This is a genomic window from Janthinobacterium sp. CG3, assembly GCF_000344615.1.
Taxonomy (GTDB): Bacteria; Pseudomonadota; Gammaproteobacteria; order Burkholderiales; family Burkholderiaceae_D; genus Janthinobacterium.
On the sequence record NZ_KB467824.1, the window covers coordinates 4,920,694 to 4,945,585 of the forward strand.

Annotated in this window: 12 protein-coding genes and 1 pseudogene; 7 read left to right on the forward strand and 6 right to left on the reverse strand. The window is 65.7% G+C overall.

Annotation, left to right across the window (positions count from 1 at the left end):
• Positions 1–706: 706 nt before the first annotated feature.
• The 4 genes and pseudogenes from JANGC3_RS34365 to glnE all read right to left on the reverse strand — a co-directional run bounded on the left by JANGC3_RS34365 (position 707) and on the right by glnE (position 6,221).
• Positions 707–1,874, reverse strand: a pseudogene (locus tag JANGC3_RS34365) (IS110 family transposase).
• Positions 1,875–2,119: 245 nt separating this feature from the next.
• Complete coding sequence (locus JANGC3_RS0121870) at positions 2,120–2,881, reverse strand: YoaK family protein (protein WP_017878624.1); 762 nt, start codon at positions 2,879–2,881, stop codon at positions 2,120–2,122.
• 31 nt (positions 2,882–2,912) lie between these two features.
• A complete protein-coding gene (locus tag JANGC3_RS0121875; RefSeq protein WP_026133324.1) occupies positions 2,913–3,377 on the reverse strand; it encodes a cache domain-containing protein in 465 nt (154 codons plus the stop codon).
• Between the two features lie 87 nt (positions 3,378–3,464).
• A complete protein-coding gene (gene glnE, locus JANGC3_RS0121880) occupies positions 3,465–6,221 on the reverse strand; it encodes a bifunctional [glutamate--ammonia ligase]-adenylyl-L-tyrosine phosphorylase/[glutamate--ammonia-ligase] adenylyltransferase (RefSeq protein WP_017878626.1) in 2,757 nt (918 codons plus the stop codon).
• Positions 6,222–6,449: 228 nt separating this feature from the next.
• On the opposite strand from glnE, the gene JANGC3_RS0121885 reads away from it, so the two are divergent.
• The 4 genes from JANGC3_RS0121885 (at position 6,450) to aroG (ending at position 14,520) form a co-directional block, all read left to right on the forward strand.
• Positions 6,450–10,610, forward strand: coding sequence for a YhdP family protein (locus JANGC3_RS0121885; RefSeq protein ID WP_017878627.1), 4,161 nt, complete (start codon positions 6,450–6,452; stop codon positions 10,608–10,610).
• A 159-nt stretch (positions 10,611–10,769) separates the two neighbouring features.
• Positions 10,770–11,567, forward strand: coding sequence for a carbon-nitrogen hydrolase family protein (locus tag JANGC3_RS0121890; protein WP_081611947.1), 798 nt, complete (start codon positions 10,770–10,772; stop codon positions 11,565–11,567).
• A gap of 39 nt (positions 11,568–11,606) precedes the next feature.
• Positions 11,607–13,067, forward strand: a complete 1,461-nt coding sequence (gene tldD / locus JANGC3_RS0121895; RefSeq protein WP_017878629.1) for a metalloprotease TldD — start codon at positions 11,607–11,609, stop codon at positions 13,065–13,067.
• A 394-nt stretch (positions 13,068–13,461) separates the two neighbouring features.
• Positions 13,462–14,520: a 3-deoxy-7-phosphoheptulonate synthase AroG gene (gene aroG, locus JANGC3_RS0121900; protein ID WP_026133325.1), complete on the forward strand. Its 1,059-nt coding sequence runs from the start codon at positions 13,462–13,464 to the stop codon at positions 14,518–14,520.
• A gap of 147 nt (positions 14,521–14,667) precedes the next feature.
• Here the strand turns inward: aroG and JANGC3_RS0121905 are convergent, their stop codons facing one another.
• A complete protein-coding gene (locus JANGC3_RS0121905) occupies positions 14,668–17,253 on the reverse strand; it encodes a TonB-dependent receptor (RefSeq protein WP_017878631.1) in 2,586 nt (861 codons plus the stop codon).
• A 358-nt stretch (positions 17,254–17,611) separates the two neighbouring features.
• A complete protein-coding gene (locus JANGC3_RS0121910) occupies positions 17,612–20,425 on the reverse strand; it encodes a TonB-dependent receptor (protein ID WP_232429750.1) in 2,814 nt (937 codons plus the stop codon).
• A gap of 577 nt (positions 20,426–21,002) precedes the next feature.
• On the opposite strand from JANGC3_RS0121910, the gene JANGC3_RS0121915 reads away from it, so the two are divergent.
• From JANGC3_RS0121915 to JANGC3_RS0121925, 3 genes are read left to right on the forward strand one after another with little or no spacing between them, the layout of a single operon-like run.
• Positions 21,003–22,799 (forward strand): ABC transporter substrate-binding protein, encoded by a 1,797-nt coding sequence (locus JANGC3_RS0121915; protein ID WP_026133327.1) that lies wholly within the window; start codon positions 21,003–21,005, stop codon positions 22,797–22,799.
• Between the two features lie 29 nt (positions 22,800–22,828).
• The gene (locus JANGC3_RS0121920; protein WP_026133328.1) at positions 22,829–23,767 is read left to right on the forward strand and encodes an ABC transporter permease; all 939 of its coding nucleotides are present in this window, start codon (positions 22,829–22,831) and stop codon (positions 23,765–23,767) included.
• A gap of 8 nt (positions 23,768–23,775) precedes the next feature.
• Positions 23,776–24,888: an ABC transporter permease gene (locus JANGC3_RS0121925; RefSeq protein WP_035787891.1), complete on the forward strand. Its 1,113-nt coding sequence runs from the start codon at positions 23,776–23,778 to the stop codon at positions 24,886–24,888.
• Positions 24,889–24,892 lie beyond the last annotated feature (4 nt).

Below are 24,892 nucleotides of genomic sequence, written 5' to 3' on the forward strand. Positions count from 1 at the left end.
TTTCGTAAGTTGGATTAGTCCAACAACGTTGATCCAAAGCGCCGCGTCTTGCCTCGTCCCCCCCAACATCGCATTCGTTGGAAATACCGCTAGGTTAAGATTCCGTAGGTCGGATTAGCGGGACGCGTAATCCGACGCCGGGCCGCTGCCGACGCCAGTCGGGTTATGCCGTTCCGGCTAACCCGACCTTCTATGATGAATTCCAAGTCAACTGGTTTTTCGCAAATTTATCCTATCCCTTGTTTCGGTATCGGCCGGGGTCAAGGGCGGGGCAGAAGCCCGGCGAAGCGAACCCTTGACGCCGACCGATACCGAAATACTGCTGGTCCATGGCGCCATGACGCATATTGCGGCTTGGCGCCATGCCGACCTGTTTTCGTTTTTTGGCCTTCGTTCATTGCCAGCCGCTATTGCGCTTTCGTCCCGTTCGTAACAGCCCAGTTCGAAGCTCTCGGTCATCATTGCACGGTGAGACTTCACGTCCCACACACCTCTATCCGCTGGTTTTGCTACCCCAGCCTAATTCTGCATGCGCCGTTGCGCTTAGTGACCTTGATGCGTGCAAGCCCCATCTACTAGCGGTCGGTTGCCATGGGGCAACCAGGTCGGGTTACGGGCCTGCCTACTCCTTGCTGCTGGCGTACTTCAACGTAATGCCAACTACTGGTACTGAACGTGCCGCCTTACTCCCTTAATGCCGCTCGTTTCAACTGCGCGCCCCTTCGGGGACGATACCCATGATCCCAGGTAGCGCCACAGGGCGACCACCAGCTTGCGCGCCAACCGCCGACGATGGCGATGCGCTTGCCGCCGCTTGTTCTGGCCTCCATGCGTGCGCCGGGCGAACCATTTCGTCATCACGCTGTCGGGTTGGTAGCGCAGCCAGAACCCAAGACTCTCGATCAACAGCGCGCGCACGCGCCGGTTGCCCCTGCTTGCTGATGCCCTGGTCAACCCGGCTCTCGACCGCTGTCGTAGGGCTGCGGCACCAAAACCGACGCAGGCGCCCACCTGCCTGCGGTTCTCGAAATTTGCGCCAGAACAGCTCCAGCACCAGCCTCGGTCGCGCCCACCCGCCCCACCGCCTTCAACCGTTCCAGGTCGGCAATGCGCTGGCGCACCTCCGGCGGCAATTGCCTCCGCCATCCCTTTTTCCAGCGCGCGGCCAGTTGTTTGCTGCGCGCAAACTCCAAACGTTTGCAACTCCCTGTTCCAGCCGCTGCTGCAGCTGCGCCGACAAGCGGATCGCGCGTCGTAGGCAACACAATTCCCGCTTGTTCAGCCGCGCCCCCACACATTCGCCGCCGACGCCATCCCAGGCAGCCGACGGTGCGCAGCAGCTTGCGGATCCGGTCGCGGTGCTGCTGCGTTTCCTTTTGCAACTCGCCGCGGTCCCCGTACCACGTGCCGCTGCGCCTCGGCCTCCACCGTCGGAACACGGATCACGTGCATCCGGTCGTACTCGCCACGCAAACCAGCCCCGCAATGTCAGCACCAGCTTGATCGCGTCGAGCCGGTCGGTCTTGGCCCGCCGTTTGTGCCGCTCGACGGGAATGCTGGCAGGGTCGCAGATCACCACCTCGTAGCCCAGCTTCGAGAGGGCGCGTTCAATCCAGAAGCCATCCTGACCAGCCTCGTACAGCACGACGGTGCGTACCTCGGGCGGCCAGGCCCCACTTTGCCTTGAACTTCTCAATCTCCTGCACCGTTTCGTTGAGGCGCCCCGCCGCTGTCTCGCCGGAAACCGTCTGAATCGCCGGCTTCTCTCTCTTTTCGTCGTGCAAGGCAATTTTCCAGCTCTTGCTCGACAACTCTAATGCCACTGCAAAAACTTCGACTTCAGGCGTAAAATCGTTGGCGCGGGTCGGTTGCATGATTTTCTCCTAAGTTGATTCTTCGAACCTTCACTTTAGGATTAATTTGCGTCTTTTGCCGACCCGCCTTCATTCATAGTATCTACGGAAACCCTTGGAAAGGGCGCCGCTCATGCTCAATTTTGGCTTAAACAAGTCAATTTTTTGTCTGTCCTGGGCGCGCTGCGACATAATCAAGCTGACGGCATAACCCCGGAATTAGACTTGACGTTATCCCCGGCCAGTCATATGGGCGGCATGTGTTGTCAAGCTTTACGGCGGTAATAGCGCCACAGCAGATGCGCGTCGTGCACGATCGGACCGATGGCCAAGGTCGCCAGCACGGCGGCCAGAACAATGGTGGCGGAGAAGCCGATATGTTTAAAGCCAAGCGCGCCAGATATGCCGCCGACGAAGAAGAACAAAACCAGCAGGGAATGTAGCTTGAGTTTCTGGCGGTTGGCGCGCACCAGTAATTCGGGCCGGGCGTGGCGGTTGTAATAGAAGAGCTTGCCCAGTTCGATACCGATGTCAGTCGACAGGCCGGTGACGTGGGTGGTACGGATCGAGGCGCCGGATATTTTGGTAATGATCGCGTTTTGCAAGCCCATGATAAAACACAGCAATAACACGGTGACCGGGGCCAGCATATCGTGCATCGCCGCCAGGTTATTGCCGGCCAGGCCGAACAATAATAGCAGCGCCGCCTCCAGCAATAAACTCAGCGCATATTGGCTGCGCAATTTGCGGCGTCGGGTCCAGTTGATCAATACGGCGGTGGTGGCCGCGCCGGCGATGAAAGCCAACCAGGCCGCCAGCGCGGCCAGCGCCACCCGGGCGTTGCCCAGCGCCAGGTCGTCGGCCATGTTGGAGACGATGCCGGTCATGTGCGAGGTGTAGCGGCCGATGGCGAGGAAGCCGCCGGCGTTGACCGCGCCGGCAACGAAGGCCAGCACGCAACCCAGATGCAGGTCGGAGCGGGCGTCGCGTTTTTCGGCGCTGAGGCGGGACAGGTAGCGGATCGGCATCGGGGCGGTCGGGCGCGTGCGCCGACCCGGCTTATTTGTAGATACCGGAGCCGACGATGATGTTGTCGACCTTCTCGATATAGCCGGCCTTCTGCTCGACCGCCTTGGTCACCGGATTGGGCCATTTGAATTCGACCCAGCCTTTGCCGGCCGGGCTGTTGGCCATCTCGATCAAACCCTTGATGACGGCCTTGCCCTCGTTGTCCTTCAATTCGATCAGGTTCTTGCCGACCATCTTAGGATTGTTGCCATGCGCCAGGGTGATGCCGTTCATGTCGTAGACGTAGACATACAGGTCGCGGTCGTGGAAGGTGGCGTTGGTCGGATCGGCAATCTCGGCGAAGGCCTTGTCCTTGCCGGCCGATCTGATCAGCGCCACGGCCTTCTTGGTCATGGCGATGGCCTGCTCGGCCGTGCCCTTGTCGGCCGCCAGCGCCGCGGACGGCATGGCGAGGATGCTGAGGCTCACTGCGACTGCGGTAACGAGTGCTTTCATTGTGACGCTCTCCAAAAGTGCAATGGTGAATCCGGCCTTGTCGTCCGGCTTAAACGTTCTTTCCGTACTGAAACAGTTATACAATATTTACGCGGCCTTGTCACCGAAGATGCCCGTCCATAGTTGCCGTACGCTGTCGGTGTGCGCCCGCACCTGGGCCGGTTCGACCCGCGCCGAGTCCTGGCCCTGCAGCCGGATCTGGTGCTGTAGCTTGCGCAGCGCGCGGTAGGCGTCGGCGGCGCGGGCCGCCAGCGCCGCGTCGATCAAGTCCAGCTCGCCGCACAGCTTGAGCAGGGCGATGTTGCCGACGTTGGCGGTCAGTTGCGGGTAGCGCGCCGCGTGTTGCAGCACCAGGAACTGGACCATGAATTCGATGTCGATCATGCCGCCCGGGTCTTGCTTGAGGTCGAAGCGGCCGGGGCGGGACGGGTGGGCGTCGCGCATTTTCTTGCGCATCGTCAGCACCTCCTGCTTCAGCGGCCCGTCCTGGGGCCGCTCGCGGCGCAGCACGTCTTCGCGGATTTGCTCGAAGCGCTCGCCGATGCCGGCGTCGCCGGCGCAAAAACGCGCCCGCGTCAACGCCTGGTGTTCCCACACCCAGGCCGAGTTGGCCTGGTAGCGCTCGAACGCCTGCACGCTCGACACCAGCATGCCGGAGGCGCCGTCCGGGCGCAGCGCGATGTCGACGTCGAACAGGATGCCGGCCGAGGTGTGCGAGGTCATCCAGGTGATGAAGCGCTGCGCCAGCTTGGCGTACAGGCCGGGGGCGTCCTGGTCGTCGTCGTCGTACAGGAAGATGACGTCGAGGTCGGAGACGTAGCCGAGTTCCTTGCCGCCCAGCTTGCCGTAGGCGATCACGGCGAATTTCGGCACCTCGCGGTGGCGCGTCGCCAGCGCCTGCCAAGCCGACTGGATGGTGGCGGCGACGATGATGTCGGCCAGCTTGGACAGGTAATCGGCGAGTTTTTCCACCGTCAGGTCGCCGGCCAGGTCTTGCGCCAGCCAATGGAACAGCTGGGCATGGTGCATTTCGCGCAGCACGTCCATCTGCCGCTCGGTGTCGCCGGTGGCGCCGTCGAGCTGTTCTTGCAGTTCGCGCGCCAGCGCCGTCGGGTCCGGCACGTCGTTGCGGATGCGCGCGTCCAGCAACTCGTCGAGCAAAATCGGGTGCAGCGTCAGGAACGTGGCGGCCCAGCCGCTGGCGCAGACCATCAGCACCACGTGTTCGAGCGTGTGCGGGTATTCGGTCAGCAGCGACAGGTAGGCCGAGCGGCGCGCGATCGCTTCGAGGAAGTCGAGCAGGCGGCCCAGCGTGGTCAGCTGGTCGCCCGGGCCGCTGGCCGGGGCGTTCTTGGCAATCAGCGGCAGCGCCAGGTTGACCAGCGCGACCAGGCGGTTGCGGCTGGCCTCGGGCATCGATTGCAGCCGCGGCGCCTGCCAGGTGGCGATCAGGCGCTTGGCGGCGGCCGGCGGCTCGACGAAGCCGAGGGCGCGGAAGCGCGCCTCGATCGCCTCGTGGTTGTCGGGGTCGGCGCAGTCGTTGCTGGCCTGCGGGTCGAGATTGCCGTCGGCCGGCGGCGCGCTCTTGTCGCTGAACATTTCGTCGAACTGCCCGGCGACGAAGGCGCGGTGCCATTCGAGCCGCGCCAGCAGCGTGGCGGTGTCGGCCAGGCCCATCATCTGCGCCACCACCAGGCGGTCGGCGTCGTTGGGCGGCAGCGTGTGGGTCTGGGCGTCGTCGAGGTATTGCAGGCGGTGTTCGAGGTTGCGCAGGAAGGTGTAGGATGCCAGCAGTTGTTCGACGATGTCCGGCGTTAGCAGGGTTTTCTCGGCCAGTATCCGCAGCGTGGCGCGCGTCGAGCGGTCCCGCAGCGCGGCGTCGCGCCCGCCCCGTATCAGTTGGAACACCTGCGCCAGGAATTCGATTTCGCGGATGCCGCCGCGGCCCAGCTTGACGTTGTTGCTGCGGTCCGGGTGCAGGCGCTCCTGGCGGCCGACCTCGGCGCGGATTTGCCCGTGCATGTTGCGGATCGCGTCGATGACGCCGAAGTCGAGGTAGCGGCGGAACACGAACGGGCGCACGATGGCGTCGAGCGCGGCGATGTCGGCCTCGGTGCCGCTGACGGCGCGCGCCTTGACCCAGGCGTAGCGCTCCCATTCGCGGCCCTGGACGATCAGGTATTGCTCGACCATGTTCAGGCTGGCCACCAGCGGGCCGGAGTTGCCGTTCGGGCGCAGCGCCATGTCGACCCGGAAGGTGAAGCCGTCCTCGGTGATTTCGGCGAGCGCGGCGATCAGTTTCTTGCCCAGGCGGGTGAAGAATTCGTGGTTCGACAGCGGCCGCTGGCCCGGCCCGTCGGCCAGCGTGTCGCCGTCCTCCGGATAGACGAAGATCAGGTCGATGTCGGAAGAGACGTTGAGTTCGCCGCCGCCCTGTTTGCCCATCGCCAACACCAGCATTTCCTGCGGCAGTCCCGATTCGTGACCGATGGGCATACCGTGCGCGGCCACCGTCTCGGCCATCAGCGCCCGCAGGTGGGTCTGGATGGCGAAGTCGGCGAAGCCGGTCATCGCGCCGACCACCTCGGCGAGGTCGGCGCGGCCATCCAGGTCGCGCTCGATCAGGCCGGCCACCAGCAGGTTGCGCAGGCGCCGCATGGCGCGCGGTAGCGGCAGCGCCGCCACAGCCCCTTCCGGGCGGGCCTCGCGTTCCAGCGCGGCGGCGAAGTCGAGTCCGGCCAGCGGCAGGCGCGCCAGTTGCGCCACCTTGGCGGCGCGGTCGGGGGCCGCGCCCAGCCAGCGCTGGTAGAAACGGGAGGCGGAGATCAGGGGGGAGTGGCTCATCGGTGGCGTTCTGTGGGGCTCGGTAAGTGGCTGGGTAAATGGCAAAGGAAGGCCGAAATGCTGGGCAAAGCGGCGTTCTTTCCGGTGGGTATGCGGTAGAATTGGGCCGCGGGCGGAAACCCGCGCCGCCCGCCCCGCCAGGACGATGGTAAGGGAGGCGTGGTTTTGAAGCAAGTGCGCCTTTTATTCAGCTTTTTTTTACGCCGGACCCGATTTATTAGCTTATTGATGCAAAAACCGCCAGAGGAGACCGTGAACGCGCATGTGCCCCTGGCCGTGCGCTGGCGCAGGATGCGTAGCGCCTATCGGATTTGCAACCTGGCAACCCACCACGTGCTGGGCTTTAGCGTCAAGCTGGCCGTGGCCGCGTATTTCCTGTTCGCCGTCCTGTTCCTGTTCCTGCGCTACGCGATCCTGCCGAATATCGACTATTACAAGGGCGGCATCGAACAGGCCGCCAGCCGGGCGATCGGCAACCGGGTCGCCATTGCGCGCATTTACGCGTCGTGGAGCGGGCTGCGGCCGAACCTGTTCCTGGGCGACGTGACGCTGCGCGACGGCGCCGGGCGCACCGTGCTGAGCCTGCCGAGCGTGTCGGCCACGCTGTCCTGGTGGAGCGTGCTGTCCGGCGGCGTGCGTTTCGAATCGCTGGAAATCATCCGCCCCGACCTGGACGTGCGCCGCGCCGCCGACGGCACGCTGTACGCCGCCGGCGTGGCGCTGGGCGGCGCCGGCGGCGACGGCGCCGGCGCCGACTGGTTGCTGTCGCAGCGCGAAATCGTCGTGCGCGAAGGGCGCCTGCGCTGGACCGACGAGCTGCGCGGCAACGTCCCGCTGGCGCTCGACAAGCTCAACCTGCTGCTGCGCAACAAATGGCGCAGCCACCAGTTCGGCTTGCAGGCGACGCCGCCGGCCGGCCTGGCCGCGCCGATCGACGTGCGGGCGCGCTTTTCCCACCCGCCTTTCGCGCGCCGCGTTTCCGACGTCGGCATGTGGAAGGGCGAAATTTTCGCCGACTTGAAGGACGCCGACCTGGCGGCCCTGACAAGCCATATCGATTTTCCGTTTGAACTGAGCCGGGGCCGCGGCGCGCTGCGCGCCTGGCTGACGCTGGACCACGCCAAATTGGCCGGCTTCACCGCCGACGTCGGCCTGACCGACGTGCTGGCGCAACTGGGGCCGGAGCTGCCGGCGCTGGACCTGGTGCGCGTCAGCGGGCGCGTCTCGGCGCACGAGGTCATCGCCGCCGACGCGCAGGACGGCAAGCCGACCTTCGGCGCGCGCGGCCACGCCGTCAGCCTCAGCGCGTTTTCGCTGGAAACCCGGGACGGCCTGAGCCTGCCGCCAACTTCGCTGTCGGAGCGCTACGTCGCCGCCGCCGCCGGCCAGCCGCAGCGGGTGGAAATCAAGGCCCGCTCGCTGGAGCTGCAAACCATGGCGGCGCTGGCCGCGCGCCTGCCGCTGGCCGCGGCGCAGCGCCAGGCGCTGGAGGCGCTGGCGCCGAGCGGCCGGCTGCACAATTTCTCGGCCGAGTGGCAGGGCGCCTTGCCCGAGGTGAAGTCTTACCGCGTGCGCGGCCAACTGGCGGGGCTGGGCCTGCGGGCCCAGCCGGCGCGCCCGGCGCAGCCGAGGAACGGCGCCGACGCGGCCGTGCCGGCGACGGCCGCGTTGCCCGGCTTCGACAACTTGAGCGGCGCCATCGACGCCAGCGAGCGGGGCGGCAGCGTCACGCTGGCCTCGCGCGACCTGGTGCTGCGCATGCCCGCTTACTTCAGCGAGCCGGCCATGCCGTTCGAGCGCCTCAACCTGAAGGCGCGCTGGTCGTTCGAAAGCGGCAGCAAGCTGCGGGTCGACGTCGACGGCCTCGACTTCGTCCAACAGGGCTTGTCGGCCACGCTCAAGGGCTCGCACCTGCTGCCGCTCGACGCGGCGCCCGGCAAGGGCCTGGGCAGCGCCGACTTCAGCGGCACCGTGCACAATTTCGACCTGAAAACCATCGACCGCTACCTGCCGCTGCAAACCCCGGCCGACCTGCGCCACTGGCTGGTCGGCGCGCTCGAGGACGGCGTTGCCAGCGACGTCGGCCTGCGCCTGCGCGGCGAGCTGGCGCATTTCCCGTTCAAGGCCGACACGCCGCAGGAGCGCAGCCGCGGCGAATTCCGCGTTGCCGGCCGGCTCGAGAACGCCAAGCTGAACTATTCGCCCGGGCATGTCGCCAAGGACGGCAAGGCGCCGCTGTGGCCGCAGGCCGAGCACATCAAGGGCGGCTTCGTGTTCGAGCGCGCGCGCATGGAAATCCGCGGCGACAGCGCCACCACCGGCGGCGTCGCGCTGTCCGGCGTGAAGGCGGTGATCGCCGACTTGACGGTGCCGGAAAAAATGCTCGACATCGAAGGCGGCGCGTCCGGGCCGATGCAGGAATTCCTGAAGTACATGGCGGCCAGCCCGGTGCTGGAGTGGATTTCCCACTTCACCGACCAGACCTCGGCCAGCGGCAACGCCAAGCTGGCGCTCAAGCTGCACCTGCCGCTGCACCACATGGTCGAGGCCAAGGTGCAGGGCGCGCTGCAACTGGCGGGCAACGACATTACGCTGTTCCACGACTTTCCGCCGGTGCAGGGCACGCTGGGGCGCATCGAGTTCAACGAGAAGGGCGTCAACCTGAACAGCCTGGGCGGCAGCTTCGTCGGCGGCCCGGTGGCGGTGTCGGGCGGCAGCCAGCGCGACAATAGCATCGTCGTGCGCATCGCCGGCAACGTCACCGCCGACGGCTTGCGCAAGGCCTATCCGGCGCCGGTGATGCAGCGCCTGGCCGGGCACCTGAGCGGCGGCGCCCGCTACAGCGCGCTGGTGACGGCGCGCGAGCACCAGTTCCAGGTCGCGGTCGACTCGAACCTGGTCGGCCTGGGCCTGGACTTCCCGGTCCCGGCGAAGAAGGCGGCGCCCGACAGCCTGCCGCTGAAGTTCGTGCTCAGCGGCGGCGCCGCCAACGAGGCCGGCTTGATGCGCGACGACATCCGCATCGCGCTCGGCGGCGGCATCGCCGCGCGCTACCAGCGCGAGAAGCAGGGCGGCGAGGCTTGGCGGGTGGTGCGCGGCGGCATCGGCGTGAACACGCCGGCGCCCGAGCCCGACAGCGGCATGATGATCAACGTCAACCTCAAGTCGCTCAACGTCGACTCCTGGCTGAACCTCGGCGGCGCCATCGCCGGCCCGGCCGCCGCCCCCGGCGCGACCGCGGCCGGCGACCCCGGCGCCCCGGAGCTGGGCCAGTACGTGCTGCCGGACCTGATGGCGGCGCGCGCCGACGAGATGATCCTGGGCGAACGCAAGCTCGACAACGTCGTCGTCGGCGCCACCCACCAGAAGGGCCTGTGGCAGGCCAACGTGGATTCCAACCGCGTGTCCGGCTACGTCAGCTGGGTCGAAACGCCGTCCGGCCTGGGCAAGGTGACGGCGCGGTTATCCTCGCTGATTATTCCGGAGTCGGCCGGCGCCGACGTCAAGGACTTGCTAGAAGGTAAAAACGGCGCGGCCCAAAGCATCCCCGCGCTCGACATCGTGGCCGAGCGCTTCGAATTGTTCAACAAACAGATCGGCCGGCTCGAACTGCAAGCCTACAACGCCGCCGCCACCGGGCGCGACTGGCGCGTCAGCAAGTTATCGCTGGCCAACGCCGACGGCGAGCTGAAGGGCACCGGCAAATGGATTTTGCGCGACGGCCAGAGCAACACCAGCCTGAACTTCACGCTCGACATCGCCGACGCCGGCAGGCTGCTGGACCGCTTCGGCTTCGCCGACACGGTGCGCAAGGGCAAGGGCAAGCTGAGCGGCGACATCAGCTGGAAGGGCTTGCCGTATTCGCTGGACATCCCCAGCCTGAGCGGCCAGCTGGTGATGAACGTCGAATCGGGCCAGTTCCTCAAGCAAGACCCGGGCGCGGCCAAGTTGCTGGGCGTGCTCAGCCTGCAGGCCCTGCCGCGCCTGCTCAAGCTGGATTTCCACGACGTCTTTTCGGAGGGGCTGGCGTTCGACGGCATCAGCGCCAACGCCAGCATCGCGCGCGGCGTGGTCAAGACCGACAACTTGAAAATGCACGGCGTGGCCGCCACCGTGTTAATGGACGGCAGCGCCGACATCGCCAACGAATCGACCAACCTGCACGTGGTGGTGATACCCGAGTTCAACCTCGGCACCGGGCCGCTGGTATACGCGCTGGCGGTCAACCCGGTCATCGGCCTGGGCAGCTTCCTGGCGCAGTTGTTCTTGCGCGCGCCGGTGATGAAGGCGCTGACCTACCATATGCAAGTGACGGGGCCGTGGAAGGCGCCCGTGATAAGCAAGCTCGATAGTGGTAAATTGGAGGCTGCGCCGGCCAAGGCGAATTAAGCGCGGGGCCGAGGGGGCAGGGGGCGAGGGGACAGACCACGATTTCCGGGGGAAGTTTCCCGGAAATCGTGGTCTGTCCCCGGTGTGGAGCGCGGAAATCGTGGTCTGTCCCCGGTGTGGAGCGTCACGCTCATCAAACGAGAACGGGCAAGAATTTCTATGGATACAGTTGCAGCAGTACAGATGATTTCCTCGCCGTCGGTGGCCGACAACATCGAGACGGCGCGCCGCCTGATCGGCCAGGCCGCCGCCACCGGCGCCTGCCTGGTGACGCTGCCGGAATACTGGGCCATCATGGGCCAGCACGACAGCGACAAGGTGGCCCACGCCGAGCAGGCCGGGCGCGGCCCGATCCAGGACTTCATGGCGCAGATGGCGCGCCAGCACGGCGTCTGGCTGATCGGCGGCACGCTGCCGCTGGCCAGCGAGTTGGAGGGCAAGGTCTTGAACACCACGCTGGTGTACGACCCGCAGGGCCGGCCGGCCGGACGCTACGACAAGATCCACCTGTTCGGCTTCACCAAGGGCAGCGAATCCTACGACGAGGCGCGCACCATCGTGCCGGGCGCGGCGGTGGGCAGCTTCCAGGCGCCATTCGGCCGGGTCGGCCTGTCGGTCTGCTACGACCTGCGCTTCCCCGAGCTGTACCGGGCGATGGGGCCGTGCGCGCTGATCGTCGTGCCGGCCGCCTTCACCCACACCACCGGCCTGGCGCACTGGGAGGTGTTGCTGCGCGCGCGGGCGATTGAAAACCAATGCTACGTGCTGGCCGCCGCGCAGGGCGGGCTGCACCCGAACGGCCGCCGCACCTGGGGCCATAGCATGCTGATCGACCCGTGGGGCGAGATCAAGGCGCTCTTGCCCGAGGGCGAGGGCGTGGTCAGCGGCGCGGTCGACCCGCTTTTCCTGGCCAGCGTGCGCGAGTCGCTGCCGGCCCTGCAGCACCGCACCATGTAATGCGGCATAATTAAACAACATCGACGAAAAGACACCATCATGAACCTATTTGAACCGAACCTCTCCACCATGGCGGTGGCCCGCGAGATCCTGCTGACGCCGTTCGGCCTGGACGAGGCCAAGCTGTTGAAGGCGCTGGGCACGATGTTTACGCACAAGGTCGACTACGCCGACCTGTATTTCCAGTTCACCAAGAACGAGGGCTGGAGCCTGGAAGAGGGCATCGTCAAGACCGGCAGTTTCTCGATCGACCAGGGCGTCGGCGTGCGCGCGGTGTCGGGCGACAAGACGGCTTTTTCGTATTCGGACGAAATCTCCGAAAGCGCGCTGCTGGAAGCGGCGGCCGCCACGCGCACCATCGCGCGCGCCGGCGCCGGCAAGGTCAAGGTCGCCGGCGCCATGCGCCAGCAGGGCGGGCGCTCCTTGTACCTGCCGAACGACCCGCTCGACTCGCTCGACGCCACCGCCAAGGTGAAGCTGCTTGAGCGCGTCGAGAAAATGGCGCGCGCCAAGGACCCGCGCGTGGTGCAGGTGATGGCCGGCCTGGCCGGCGAATACGACGTGGTGCTGGTGGTGCGCAGCGACGGCGTGCTGGCGGCCGACATCCGGCCGCTGGTGCGCGTGTCGGTGACGGTGATCGCCGAGCAGAACGGCCGCCGCGAGATGGGCTCGTCCGGCGGCGGCGGGCGCTACAGCTACGACTACTTCAGCGACGCCTTGCTGGAGCAATACGCCAGCGAGGCGGTCAACGCCGCCATCGTCAACCTCGACGCCCGTCCGGCCCCGGCCGGCCCGATGACGATCGTGCTGGGACCGGGCTGGCCCGGCGTGCTGCTGCACGAGGCGATCGGCCACGGCCTGGAAGGCGACTTCAACCGCAAAGGCTCGTCGGCGTTCTCCGGGCGCATCGGCGAGCGCGTCGCCGCCAAGGGCGTCACCGTGGTCGACGACGGCACGCTGGCGGACCGCCGCGGCTCGCTCAACATGGACGACGAGGGCAATCCGACCCAGTGCACCACGCTGATCGAGGACGGCATTCTGAAGGGCTACATCCAGGACACGATGAACGCGCGCCTGATGAAAATGCCGGTGACCGGCAACGCCCGCCGCGAATCGTTCGCCCACCTGCCGATGCCGCGCATGACCAACACCTACATGCTGGCCGGCGACAAGGACCCGGCGGAAATCCTGGCGTCGGTGAAAAACGGCCTGTACGCGGTCAACTTCGGCGGCGGCCAGGTCGACATCACCAACGGCAAGTTCGTCTTCTCGGCCAGCGAAGCGTACATGATCGAAAACGGCAAGGTCACCTATCCGGTCAAGGGCGCCACGCTGATCGGCAACGGTCCCGACGTGCTGAACCGCGTCTCGATGATCGGCAACGACATGCGCCTCGATTCCGGCGTGGGCGTGTGCGGCAAGGAAGGCCAGAGCGTGCCGGTGGGCGTCGGCCAGCCGACGCTGCGCATCGACGGCGTCACCGTCGGCGGCACCGCCTGATAAGAGGATGGCGCGCCGCCGGCGTTGAAAAAAATCCGAGGCGGGCAGCCGGCGCCAAGGCGGCAAGGTCGGACCGTCGGGGTCCGGCCCCGGGTGCGCGCCCTTGGTTTCGCCTATGTCGCGGCGCCGCAACAAAGTACAAAAGGACAATTTCCTTGCCAAGCGGCGTGGATTGGCGGTATAGTCGTTGCGACTTCAATGGATTCCGACATGCACAGCTTCCCATTTTTTACCGGTTATTTTTACTTTAGCAATTCCAACCCAAAGGCGGTGGAGTAGCGGCCGGTTCACGTAGCAAGCAAAAACGAGATCCCAGCAAATCCTGAAAACCGCCAACGATGGCGGTTTTTTTTTACTTCGACGTTTTATCTTTCGACTCTTTTTGGAGAACACCATGCCACGCACCGACGATCTGCGCATCCGCGAAATGAAAGAATTAACGCCGCCGTCGCACCTGATCCGCGAATTCGCCTGCTCGGAAAACGCCGGCCAGACCGCCGCCGACGCGCGCATCGCGCTGCACCGCATCCTGCACGGCCAGGACGACCGCCTGATGGTGGTGATCGGGCCGTGCTCGATCCACGACACCAAGGCGGCGATGGAATACGCGCGCCTGCTGGTGAAGGAGCGGGCGCGCTTCGCCGGCGAACTCGAAATCGTGATGCGGGTGTACTTCGAGAAGCCGCGCACGACGGTGGGCTGGAAGGGGCTGATCAACGACCCGTACATGGACAACAGCTTCCGCATCAACGACGGCCTGCGCATGGCGCGCGAGCTGCTGCGCGACATCAACGAGCTGGGCCTGCCGGCCGGCACCGAATTCCTCGACGTGATCAGCCCGCAGTACATCGCCGACCTGATCAGCTGGGGCGCGATCGGCGCCCGCACCACCGAATCGCAGGTGCACCGCGAACTGGCGTCGGGGTTGTCGTGCCCGGTCGGCTTCAAGAACGGCACCGACGGCAACGTCAAGATCGCCGTCGAGGCGATCAAGGCGGCCTCGCAGCCGCACCATTTCCTGTCGGTGACCAAGGGCGGCCACTCGGCCATCGTCTCGACCAACGGCAACGAGGACTGCCACATCATCCTGCGCGGCGGCAAGGCGCCGAATTACGACGCCGTCAGCGTCGAGGAGGCCTGCAAGGCCATCGCCGCGCAAGGCTTGGCGGCGCGCCTGATGATCGACGCCTCGCACGCCAACAGCTCGAAGAAACCGGAAAACCAGGTGCCGGTGTGCGCCGACATCGCCGCCCAGGTGGCCGGCGGCGACAGCCGCATCGTCGGCGTGATGGTCGAATCGCACCTGGTGGCCGGGCGCCAGGACCTGGTGCCGGGCAAAGAGCTGGTGTACGGCCAGTCCGTGACCGACGGTTGCATCGACTGGACCCAGAGTGTTGCCGTGCTCGAAGGCCTGGCCGCCGCGGTGCGCCAGCGCCGCCTGCAACAGGACTGACGGGGGCCGGGCGCGGCGACGCGCCCGCCAGACGCGTCGCGCCGGCATGGCCGTCAACGCAAAAAAACGGCGCCGGGCGCGGGGTTTCCCCCGCCTTCCCGGCGCCGGTTCGGGCGGCCGTCTGCGGCGCGCCCTTCTCCCTGCCGATTAGAACGTATAGCCTGCGCGCACGTAGAACGCGCGGCCGACCGGGTCGGTGTAGCGCGGATCGTAACCCTTCTGGAACAGCGTGCCCTGGTTGGAGAACGGCGGCTCCTTGTCGAACAGGTTTTTCACGCCGGCCGTCAGCAGCAAGCCCTTGACGCCGGCGTAGCTGCCCGACAGGTTGATCAGGCTGTACGAACCGATGTCCTGCTTGAACTCGGGATCGACCGCGTTCTGGTCGGTGTAGCCCGACTTAAACGACTGCGCCAGCGTCGCGCTGTAGTCGCCCATGCGCCAGTTCAGCGCCAGGTTGTGCTTCCAGCGGAACACCACGTTGTTGTCGGCGTAGCGGCCGACGTTGTGGATGAACTCGCCGTTGCGCTCGTTCTGGTAGTCGTACTTGTGCACATAGGTGCCGTCCAGCGAGACGGTGAAGTTGCCGTAGGCGCTGGCCGGCAGGCGCAGGTTCAGGCTGGCGTCGATACCGTCGGTCTTGACTTCGCCGATGTTGTCGTTGAGGTCGAGGATGGCGTTCGGCGAGCCGTCGGCGTTGCGCAGGAACAGCGCCTTGTAGCGTTCGTAGTTGCCGAAAATGCTTTGCTCTGGCAGCGAGGAGATCTTGTCCTTGAGCGCGATGTTCCAGTAGTCGAGCGCCAGCGTGACTTCCTTGATCGGCTCGATGACCATGCCGACGGCGAAGGTCTTGGATTGTTCAGGCTTCAGGTTGGGATTGCCGCCCTGCAGCTTGAACTGCTGGGTTTTGCAGTCGCGCGAAGGGTTGGCGCCGGGTTGCTTGACGCCGCCCGGGCACAGGATCGGATCGCTGTACGAGTCGTTGGTGTCGTTGCGCGACGGCGGGCCGTTTTTCTCGAACAGCGTCGGCGCGCGGAAGCCGGTGCTGGCCGAGCCGCGCAGCAACACCTGCTTGGTGGGCTGGTAGCGCACGCCGATTTTCGGGTTGGTGGTGTTGCCGACGTCGCTGTAATCGTCGTAGCGCAGCGCCAGTTGCACTTCCAGGTCCTTGACCAGCGGCAAATTCAGTTCGCCGAACAGCGCCTTGATATTGCGCGAACCGTCCTTCGACAACGAACCCGACAGGCCGGAGCTGCTGGCCTGCGAGGCGATCGCGCGGTTGACGTAGAAGTCGGCCTTCTCCTGGCGCACCTCGGCGCCCACCGCCAGCGCCATCATGCCGCCGGCCATCGGCATCAGCTCGCGGCTGGCCTTGGCGTCGAGCGCGGTCGTGGTCACCTTGGCGTTCTGCACTTCGCCGCGCAGCGCGGTGCTGGCCAGGTAGGCGGTGCCGGCGGCGTTTTGCGGTCCGAACGGGTTCAAGATGCCGTTGGCCACGCCGGCCGCAAACGAGGCGTCCTGCACATAGCCGCCGGTGAAGTTTTCGGCCGATTTGCTGATGGCGCGGCTCAAGCCGGTCTGGTAGTCCCAGCCGGCCAGTTCGCCCTCCAGCGACAGCAACAGGCGGTCGGTGCGGCCCTTCGAGTCGATTTGGCGCTGGCCGGCGTCGATCGGGCGCCAGTTGACGCTGAGCGGATCGCCGGACAAGCCGGGCTGGGCCGGCACGCCGCCCGCGTTGCCCGGATAGTAGGGGCTGCTGGCCGGCAGCACCAGGCCGATTTGCGGCGGCGGCGCGGTGCGCGCGCGCACGTCGCTTTCCGAATGCAGGTATTCCAGCGTCGCCAGGTGGCTGCCCAGCTTCAGCGCGCCCTTGCCGAAGAAGGCCAGTTGCTTTTGCTCCGGCAAGTTGTCGATCTGCCGCGTGTAATCCTGGCGGCAGGTATTGTTGTCGACGCTGGGCACCGACAGCGGCGGCTGGCAACCGGTGGCGAAGCTGGGATTGCCGGCCAGGTCCGCGGTGGCGTCGTAATAGTTGCCGGGGAAGGTGGTGCCGCTGGTCGTGTCGAGGCCGCGGGCGCGGTTCACGCCGGTCTTGGAGAACTCGCGCTGCTGCGAGGTCAGCACTTTTTGCTTGTGGTAGTCGACCACGCCGAAAACGTTGAAGCCGTCGGTGTCGAGCTTGCCGAAGCCGGACGACAGGTTGACGCGATGCTCGCCGCCGCCCTTGTGTTGCGGCGCCACCACTTCGGCGGTGATGTTGGTGACGTTGACCGAACGTTTGGTGATGAAGTTGATCACGCCGCCGATGGCGTCGGTGCCGTAGATCGCCGAGGCGCCGTCGCGCAGCACTTCGACCCGGTCCAGCGCCGACAGCGGAATGATGTTCAAGTCGACGCTGGCGCCGTCGTACGGGTGGTTGGCGATGCGCCGGCCGTTCAGCAGCACCAGGGTCTTGTCGCCGCCCAGGCCGCGCAAGTCGGCGCCGGCCTGGCCGCCGGTGGGCAGGCCGCTGGAGTTGCCGCCGACGGAGTTGCCGCTGCCCAGGTTCGATTGGTTGGACGGGATCTTGCTCAGCACTTCCTGGGCCGTGGTCAGGCCCTGTTTGATGAATTCCTCCGCCTTGATCACGCTCAGCGGGTTGGCCGTTTCCGACACCAGGCGTTTGATCGACGACCCCGTCACCTCGACGCGCTGCATCGGTGCAGCCTCCTGCGCCTGCGCCGGCTGCGCCAGCATACCTAAGCTCGCGGCAAAACCACCGGCACAAATAATACGAACGGAACGCGACAAAACTGATTCTCTGAACATGTGCGGAACTCCCTTTTAAAAGCGTGATTGGCTATTTCGAGTGCAGTCGACGTGGGGTGGCCATGGCGACCGGTGCAGCAACCTTGCTAATTCGTTTAGCAAGATTTGCGAATCAATGTACCTAGCAGATGATCCTAGTGTCAACATTTACAGCGCGGTTGTGCGGTTAAACAACGCCTGCGCGAGCGGCGTTTGGCCGCGCGCAAAGGCCCGCGCGCGCGGCGACCGGCGGCGGCCGCGCGCATGCGGCGCCGCAGCATGGCGGCGCCGACCTCCGCCGCGCCGACTAGTTAAACCGGTAGCTGGCGCCGAGCTTGAAGTAGCGGCCGATGGCGCCGCTGGCGTCCATCGGGTTGTAGCTCAAGCCGCCGTAGGTCAGCGCGTCCAGCGGGGCGACCTTGTCGGTGGCGTTGGACACCGAGGCGAACAGTTGCAGCGCCTTGCTGTAGTTCCAGCGCGTCGACAGGTCCAGCGTCGTGAACGAGGCCAGCGTACAGCCCGGCGGCGCGTCGCCGCCGTCGGCCAGCACGGTGGCGCACTTGGCGCCCTGGTACTTGATGTTCTTCAGGTCCGAGCGGTAGTTCAGCGTGCCCGTGACGTTCCAGTCGGCCCGGTCCCACGAGGCGACCAGGTTGATTTTGTTCTTCGGCGTGCCGGCGCAGTTCGAGGTGTCGCAATTGCCGTGGGTGCCGGCGAACTGGTAGCGCACCGTGGCGGACTCGGCCCGCAGCCACGAGGCGATGTGGGTCCAGGTCAGGCCGACGCTGGCGCGGCCGTACTCGCCCAGCCGCAGGCGCTGTTTGAGGTCCAGGTCGACGCCCTTGATCTCGGTGAAGCTGGAGTTGCGGTAGGGCGCGCGCGCCAGCAGCAGGGTGCCGGTGTTGGGCGCGACCACGCCGCCGATGCTCAGGTTATTGTCGGCCCGGATCGCGCTCGGCAGCGCCGCCGCCTCGTTGTACGGCAGCGGGTTGATCTCGTCAATGCGCTTGATCTTCCACGCGTCCAGCGACAGGCTGGTGTCCTTGAGCACATCCCACACCAGGCCCAGCGTGTAGCCCTTCGAGGTTTCCGGACGCAGGTTCGGATTGCCCAGCTTGACGGCGTTGATGGTGATGTTGCAGTCGGTCGAGGTGGCGCCCGACAGCGGCGTCTTGCCGTTCGGACAGCGCACCGGGTCGACGGTCGGCGCGGCGCCGGTGCTCTGGCTTTCGGCGCCGGACTCGGCCGGACCGGGCGCGCGGAAGCCCTCGGCGTAGGTGCCGCGCAGCGCGAAGGTTTTCAGCGGGGTCCACTTGGCGCCCAGTTTCGGCGTGCTCGAGCTGAAGTTCTGGTACTTGTCGTAGCGCAGCGCGGCCGACAGTTCCAGCGTGTTGACGAGCGGCGCCGCCACCTCGATGAACAGCGCCGAGACCTTGCTGTCGCCCTTGGCGGCGACGTAGTTCGAGTTGACCGAGCCGTCGCGGGTGCCGTCGAGCGAGGGGTTGTCGAGTTTTTCGCGGCGGTGCTCGGCGCCCACGGCCAGGCCCAGCATGCCGCCCGGCAGCGCGAACAGCTCGCGCGAGGCCTTGGCGTCGACGATGTCGAGCTTGGTGGTGGAGTCGGAGCGCAGGCTGCGCGCCATCGCCGCGTACAGCGAGGCCGGGTTGCGGCCGGCCTGGGCTCCGAGGTAGTAGGGGAAATACTGGCTGGCCGGGTTGCCCAGCGCGTCGCGCACCACGTTCAGGTTCAACATGTTGCTGTAGTCCAGGTGCAGTTTCGACTCGGAATGCACATAGGCGGCGTCGTAGTCCCAGTCGCCGAGCTTGCCCTTGGCGCCGGCGACGAAGCGGCTGAACTCGTTGTTCGCCGAGCGCGTGCTGGCGCCGACGTCGAAGGCGGTGTAGCGCACCCGCACCGGCACGCCATACGGGTTTTGCGGATGGTTCGCGGCCAGCAACATGGCGGTGCCGGCGCCGGAGCCGTAGTTGATCACGCCGGCCGGGTTGGCCGCGCTCGACGGGAAGGCCACGGTCGGGGTGATGGTCGGCGGGATCATCTGGAAGGAGGTGTCGCGCTTCGAGTAGCCCAGTTCGGTGTAGAGCTGGGTGTCGGGATGCAACTGCCAGGTGCCGCGGCCGTACAGGTTGACCGATTCGATCTTCGGCTGCATCGCGCGGAACTGGTCGTGGTGCCACAGGCAGCCGCCCTTCGGGTCGGGCGGGGCCGACGCCGACAGGCCGGCGCAGCCCGGCAGGGAAACGTAGTCGAGGGTGGCGGGGTTGCGGATCGAACCGGCCGGGCCGGCCGTGGCGTCGTTGTTGCCGTTGATGTAGCCGGAGGCGAACTGGGTGCCGATCGGGTAGCCGTAGGCGCGCAGGTCGCCCTTGCCGATCCAGTCGCGGCCGGCGCGGTCCTTGTTGAACAGCATGTCGGACTTGCTGTATTCGGCGTTGACGACGAGGTTGTAGTTGTCGCGCTCGAGGTTGCCCTTGCCAACGCTCAGCGAGGCCTTGTGCTGGCGCGCGTCGCCGTCGCCGGAGACGCCGGTGTCGGCCTTGAGCATGCTGCCCTCGAAGTCCTTGCGCAAGATGATGTTGACGACGCCGGCGATGGCGTCGGCGCCGTAGGTCGACGAGGCGCCGTCCTTGAGAATCTCGATGCGCTCGACGATTTGCATCGGCACGCTGCTCAGGTCGGTGAAGCTTTTCTGGCCGTCGTCGGCGCGCGCGAACGGCGCCATACGCCGCCCGTTGAGCAGCACCAAGGTCGAGGTCGCGCCCAGGCCGCGCAGCGAGATCGCCGTCGAGCCGGCGGCAAAACCGTTGCCAAAGCCGGTGGGCAGCGAGCCGGCGCCGTCGGCGGTCAGGGTTTGCAGGAAGTCGGCGACGCTGCTTTTGCCCGATTTGAGCAACTCGTCGCGGCCGATCACCTGGATCGGCGAGGCCGTCTCGGCGCTGGCGCGCTTGATGCTTGAGCCGGTAATTTCAACCCGTTGCATATTGCCGTCCTGGGCCAGGGCCGGCTGGGCCAGCGCGGCGGCGGCGAGGGCGGCGACGCCGCCGGCGCACAGCAGGCGCACCGAGCGCGATATCACGGTTTCAACGGTTTCCATCCTGATCATGGTGCTGGCTCCAGTAAGTAACGGTATTGGTTGGGGGCGGGGGAGGTCGTTTCCTTAACTCTGTCAAAAAAATCATATTGATTTTTTATTAATCGATAAGACCACCGCGCCCCCGCGGCTGTCAATCGCCGGCATGTTCGTTCAACATAGAAACAACACCAATAAAATTGCCGTAATCGTCATTATTTACAGAGTGGGGCCGCGTATGTTGCGGCGCAAAAAGCGCTTTATTACGGTGTAAACCACTTACCCCGGGCCGGCGCGCGGACCGGCCGGCCTCCTGCGTCCGCCGATGCTGCGCCGCAGCACGTTTGGCCAGTCCGGCGCACATCCGCGTTTTCCGCGCGCGCCGGCGCCGGCGCAAAATATTTATGTCCGCCGGGGTTCGCCAAGACGGTGGAATATGCGTTATCGTTACGCCTCTTTTTGGGCGCGGCACAATACCAGGGACCGCACCCAACCGGCACGGAACTTGCATTAGTGAAACGGGCGTTCAACGCCGGCCCCCGCCAACCGGGGGCCGGTCGGCGCGGCGCACTGATACGGGGCGTCACAACAAGACATGGAAGGGTTGCAGATGAGATCAAAATGGGGCCAGCGCTTGACGCTGGCGGCAGCGCTGGGCGCCTTGGCGCCGCTGGCGGCGGCCGCGCCGGACGAGGCGGGCAAGCCGGTGAAGGTGTTGCGCTATATCTTGCCGGCGGCGGAAACGGGTTTCGATCCGGCCACCGCGCGCGACCTGTATTCGAACCACATCACGCAGGCCATTTTCGAGCCGCTGTTCACCTACGATTACCTGGCGCGCCCGGCCAAGCTGGCCCCGCACGCCGCCGCCGCGCTGCCCGAGGTGTCGGCCGACGGCAAGACCTATACGATCCGCCTGAAAAAGGGCATCGTTTTCACGCCCGACCCGGCCTTCAAGGGCAAGCGGCGCGAGGTGACGATGGCCGACTACGTGTACTCGTGGAAGCGGCTGTTCGACCCGAAACTGGCGTCGGCCCACACCTGGCTGCTGGAAAACAAGGTCGTCGGCCTCGACCAGTTGGCCAAGGACGCCAAGAAAAGCGGCAAGTTCGACTACGACAAGGCGATTCCCGGCTTCGAGCTGCTCGACCCGTACACGCTGCGCATCAACCTGACCCAGACCGATTTCAACCTCGGCATGATCCTCGCGTACGAGCCGACCTCGGCGGTGGCGCGCGAGGTGGTGCAGCAATACGGCGACGTCAAGGGCGAGGTCGCCTCGAACCCGGTCGGCAGCGGCCACTACAAGCTGGGCCAGTGGGTCCGCGGCAACCGCATCGTGCTCGAGGAAAACACCGACCACCTGCCCGAAACCTGGGACTTCGAGGCCGGCGACGACCCGGACGACCAGCGCATCGTGCGCCAGATGAAGGGCAAGAAAATCCCGCAGATCGGCCGTATTGAAATTAGCGTGTTGATCGAGGACCAGTCGCGCTGGCTGTCGTTCCAGAGCGGCGGCACCGACCTGTTCTGGCTGGACGGCCCGCTGTCGCCGAAGGCCATGCTGGACGGCAAGCTGCGGCCCGAGCTGGCGGCCCGCGGCGTGCAGCTGTCGCGCCTGATCGACCCGGAAATCACCTCCTACTATTGGAATATGCAGGACCCGATCCTGGGCGGCTTCGCGAAGGAAAAAATCGCCCTGCGGCGCGCCATCGCGATGGCCCACAACATCGACGAGGAAATCCGCATCGTCTGGCAAGGCCAGGCCGAGAAGATGGAATTCCCGATTCCGCCGGGCGTCGTCGGCCACGACCCGCACTACAAGAGCCTGCTGCAATACGACCCGGTGCTGGCCAACAAGCTGCTCGACAAGTTCGGCTACAAGAAGGGCGCCGACGGCTGGCGCACGCTGCCCGACGGCAAGCCGCTGGTGCTGCACTACGCCTCGCGCAACGAGGCCAGCGGCGTGTTGCAGGCCGAGATGTGGCGCAAGACCTACACCTCGATCGGCATCCAGATGGTCAACGACCGCATGATCTTCTCCGACATCCTGAAGACCGAGAAGCAGTGCAAGATGCAAAGCCGCAGCGCGCCGTGGCTGGCCGACTATCCGGACGGCGACAACTTCATGCAGTTGTACTACGGCCCGAACACGCACCAGAACAACAACGGCTGCTACCAGGACCCGGAATACGACAAGCTGTACGCGGCCAGCCAGAAGATGGCGGCCGGCCCCGAGCGCGACCTGCTGTACCACAAGATGGCGCGCCTGCTGGAAGTCAACGCCGGCGCCCTGATGGGCTACGCGCGCTACCGCAACATGCTGGCCCAGCCGGGCGTGCTGGGCTACAAAAAACACCCCATCCTGCACCAGGAATGGCAATACATCGACATTGAAAAAGCCAAGTAAGCGCCGCTTATAGTTACTAAGGAAAAATAATGTTTGCTTATATATTGCGTCGCCTGTGGCAGATGCTGCCCACCATGCTGGGCGTCGTGCTGCTGGTCTTCCTGCTGTTTAACTGGGTCGGCGGCGACCCCGCCTATATCCTCGCGGGCAAGATGTCGAACGCCGAAAGCATCGCCAACATCCGCGCCCAGCTGGGCGTGGACCAGCCGTACTACGTGCAACTGTGGATCTTCGTCAAGCAGATCGTCACCTTCGACTTCGGCCAGAGCTGGGCCACCGGCGAGACCGTCTCGCACATCATCGGCAGCCGGCTCGGACCGTCGCTGACGGTGCTGCTGCCGTTGACGATACTGGAAACCTTCTTCGGCATCGCGCTGGCGCTGGCGATCGCCTTCGTGCGCGGCTCGTTGACCGACCGCGCCGTCATGGTCGCCTGCACCGTCGGCATGTCGATTTCCATCCTGGTCTACATCATCGTGTTCCAGTACGGCTTCGCCTACAAGCTGGGCCTGTTCCCGGTGCAGGGCTGGGGCGAGGGCTTTTGGGAAAACCTGCTGCGCTATTCGACGCTGCCGATCCTGATCGGGCTGGCCGTGTCGATCGCCCCGACGTTGCGGCTGTACCGCACCTTCGTGCTCGACGAGGTCAACCAGGATTACGTGCGCACCGCGCGCGCCAAGGGCTTGCCGGAGCGCCGCATCATGTGGGTGCACGTGCTGCGCAACGCCTCGATTCCGATCATCACGCATGTGATGTCGAATTTGCCCGCGTTGTTGATCGGCGCCTTTTTGCTCGAGCGCTTCTTCGGCATCCCCGGCATCGGCCGCGAGGTGATTTTGGCCGTCGAGCGCAGCGACTTCCCGGTGATCAAGGCGATCACCGTGTACGTCGCCGCCGCAACCATGGTCTTCAATCTGCTCACCGACCTGATGTACCAGGCGGTTGATCCACGCGTACAACTGAAGTAAGGATAGCGATGTCGAATACTCACTCATCGCCGGGGCTGTGGGCCCTGGCGTGGCGCCGTTTGCGCGCCGACAAGATGGCGATGCTGGCGCTGGCCGTGGTTGGCGCCTTCCTGCTGATGCTGCTACTGTCGTCGACCGGCGTCATCGTCGCCGACTGGGAAGACGAGGTCGGCGTCAGTTACGCGCCACCGGGTTTCCTCGGCGCCGGCGCCGTCGCCGCCCTGCAGGAAAAGGTCAAGGCCAAGGCCGGCCATGACGCGCCGACCGAAGTCAACGTGCTCGACCCGCTGGCCGACGAGATCGCCCAGTTGCGCGCCGAAATGGGCGCCAGCCCGGACGTCGCCGTCGACATGTACGGCGTCACCGACCCGCTCGCCGCCGAACTGGCCGAATTGCGCGCCGGCATGGCCAAGTCGCACGGCGCCGGCGCCGCCGCGAAACTGGCGACGCTGCCGTTCGGCGCCGACAAATGGGGCCACGACGTGCTCAAGAAAACCATCAAGGGCGCCGAAACCTCGATCGTCGTCGGCCTGGTCGCGGCGCTGCTGGCGGTGCTGCTGGGCACCCTGTTCGGCGCCGTCTCCGGCTACTTCGGCGGCGTCGTCGACGATTTCTTCAACTGGTTCTACAGCATCTTCACGGCGATTCCGTCGATTCTGATGATACTGACGGTGGCCGCCGTGCTGCAACAGAAGGGCTTGATGACCATCGTCTTGATCCTCGGCCTGACCGGCTGGACCGGGCCGTACCGCCTGATGCGCGCCGAATACATCAAGCACAAGGCGCGCGAGTACGTGATGGCGGCCGACGCCATCGGCGCCTCGCACTGGCGCAAGATGTTCTCGCACATCTTCCCCAACGTCAGCCACGTCGCGCTGGTGCAGATGTCGATCCTGGTGGTCGGCTTCATCAAGGCCGAGGTGATTTTGAGCTTCCTCGGTTTCGGCGTGCCGGTCGGCATGGTGTCCTGGGGCAGTATTTTGAACGAGGCGCAAAACGAGTTGATTCTTGGCATGTGGTGGCAATTGACCGCCGCGGCCGTGGCGATGGCGGTCCTGGTGACGGCGTTCTCGCTGTTTACCGACGCGCTGCGCGACGCGCTTGACCCGAAAGTGAAATAGGACA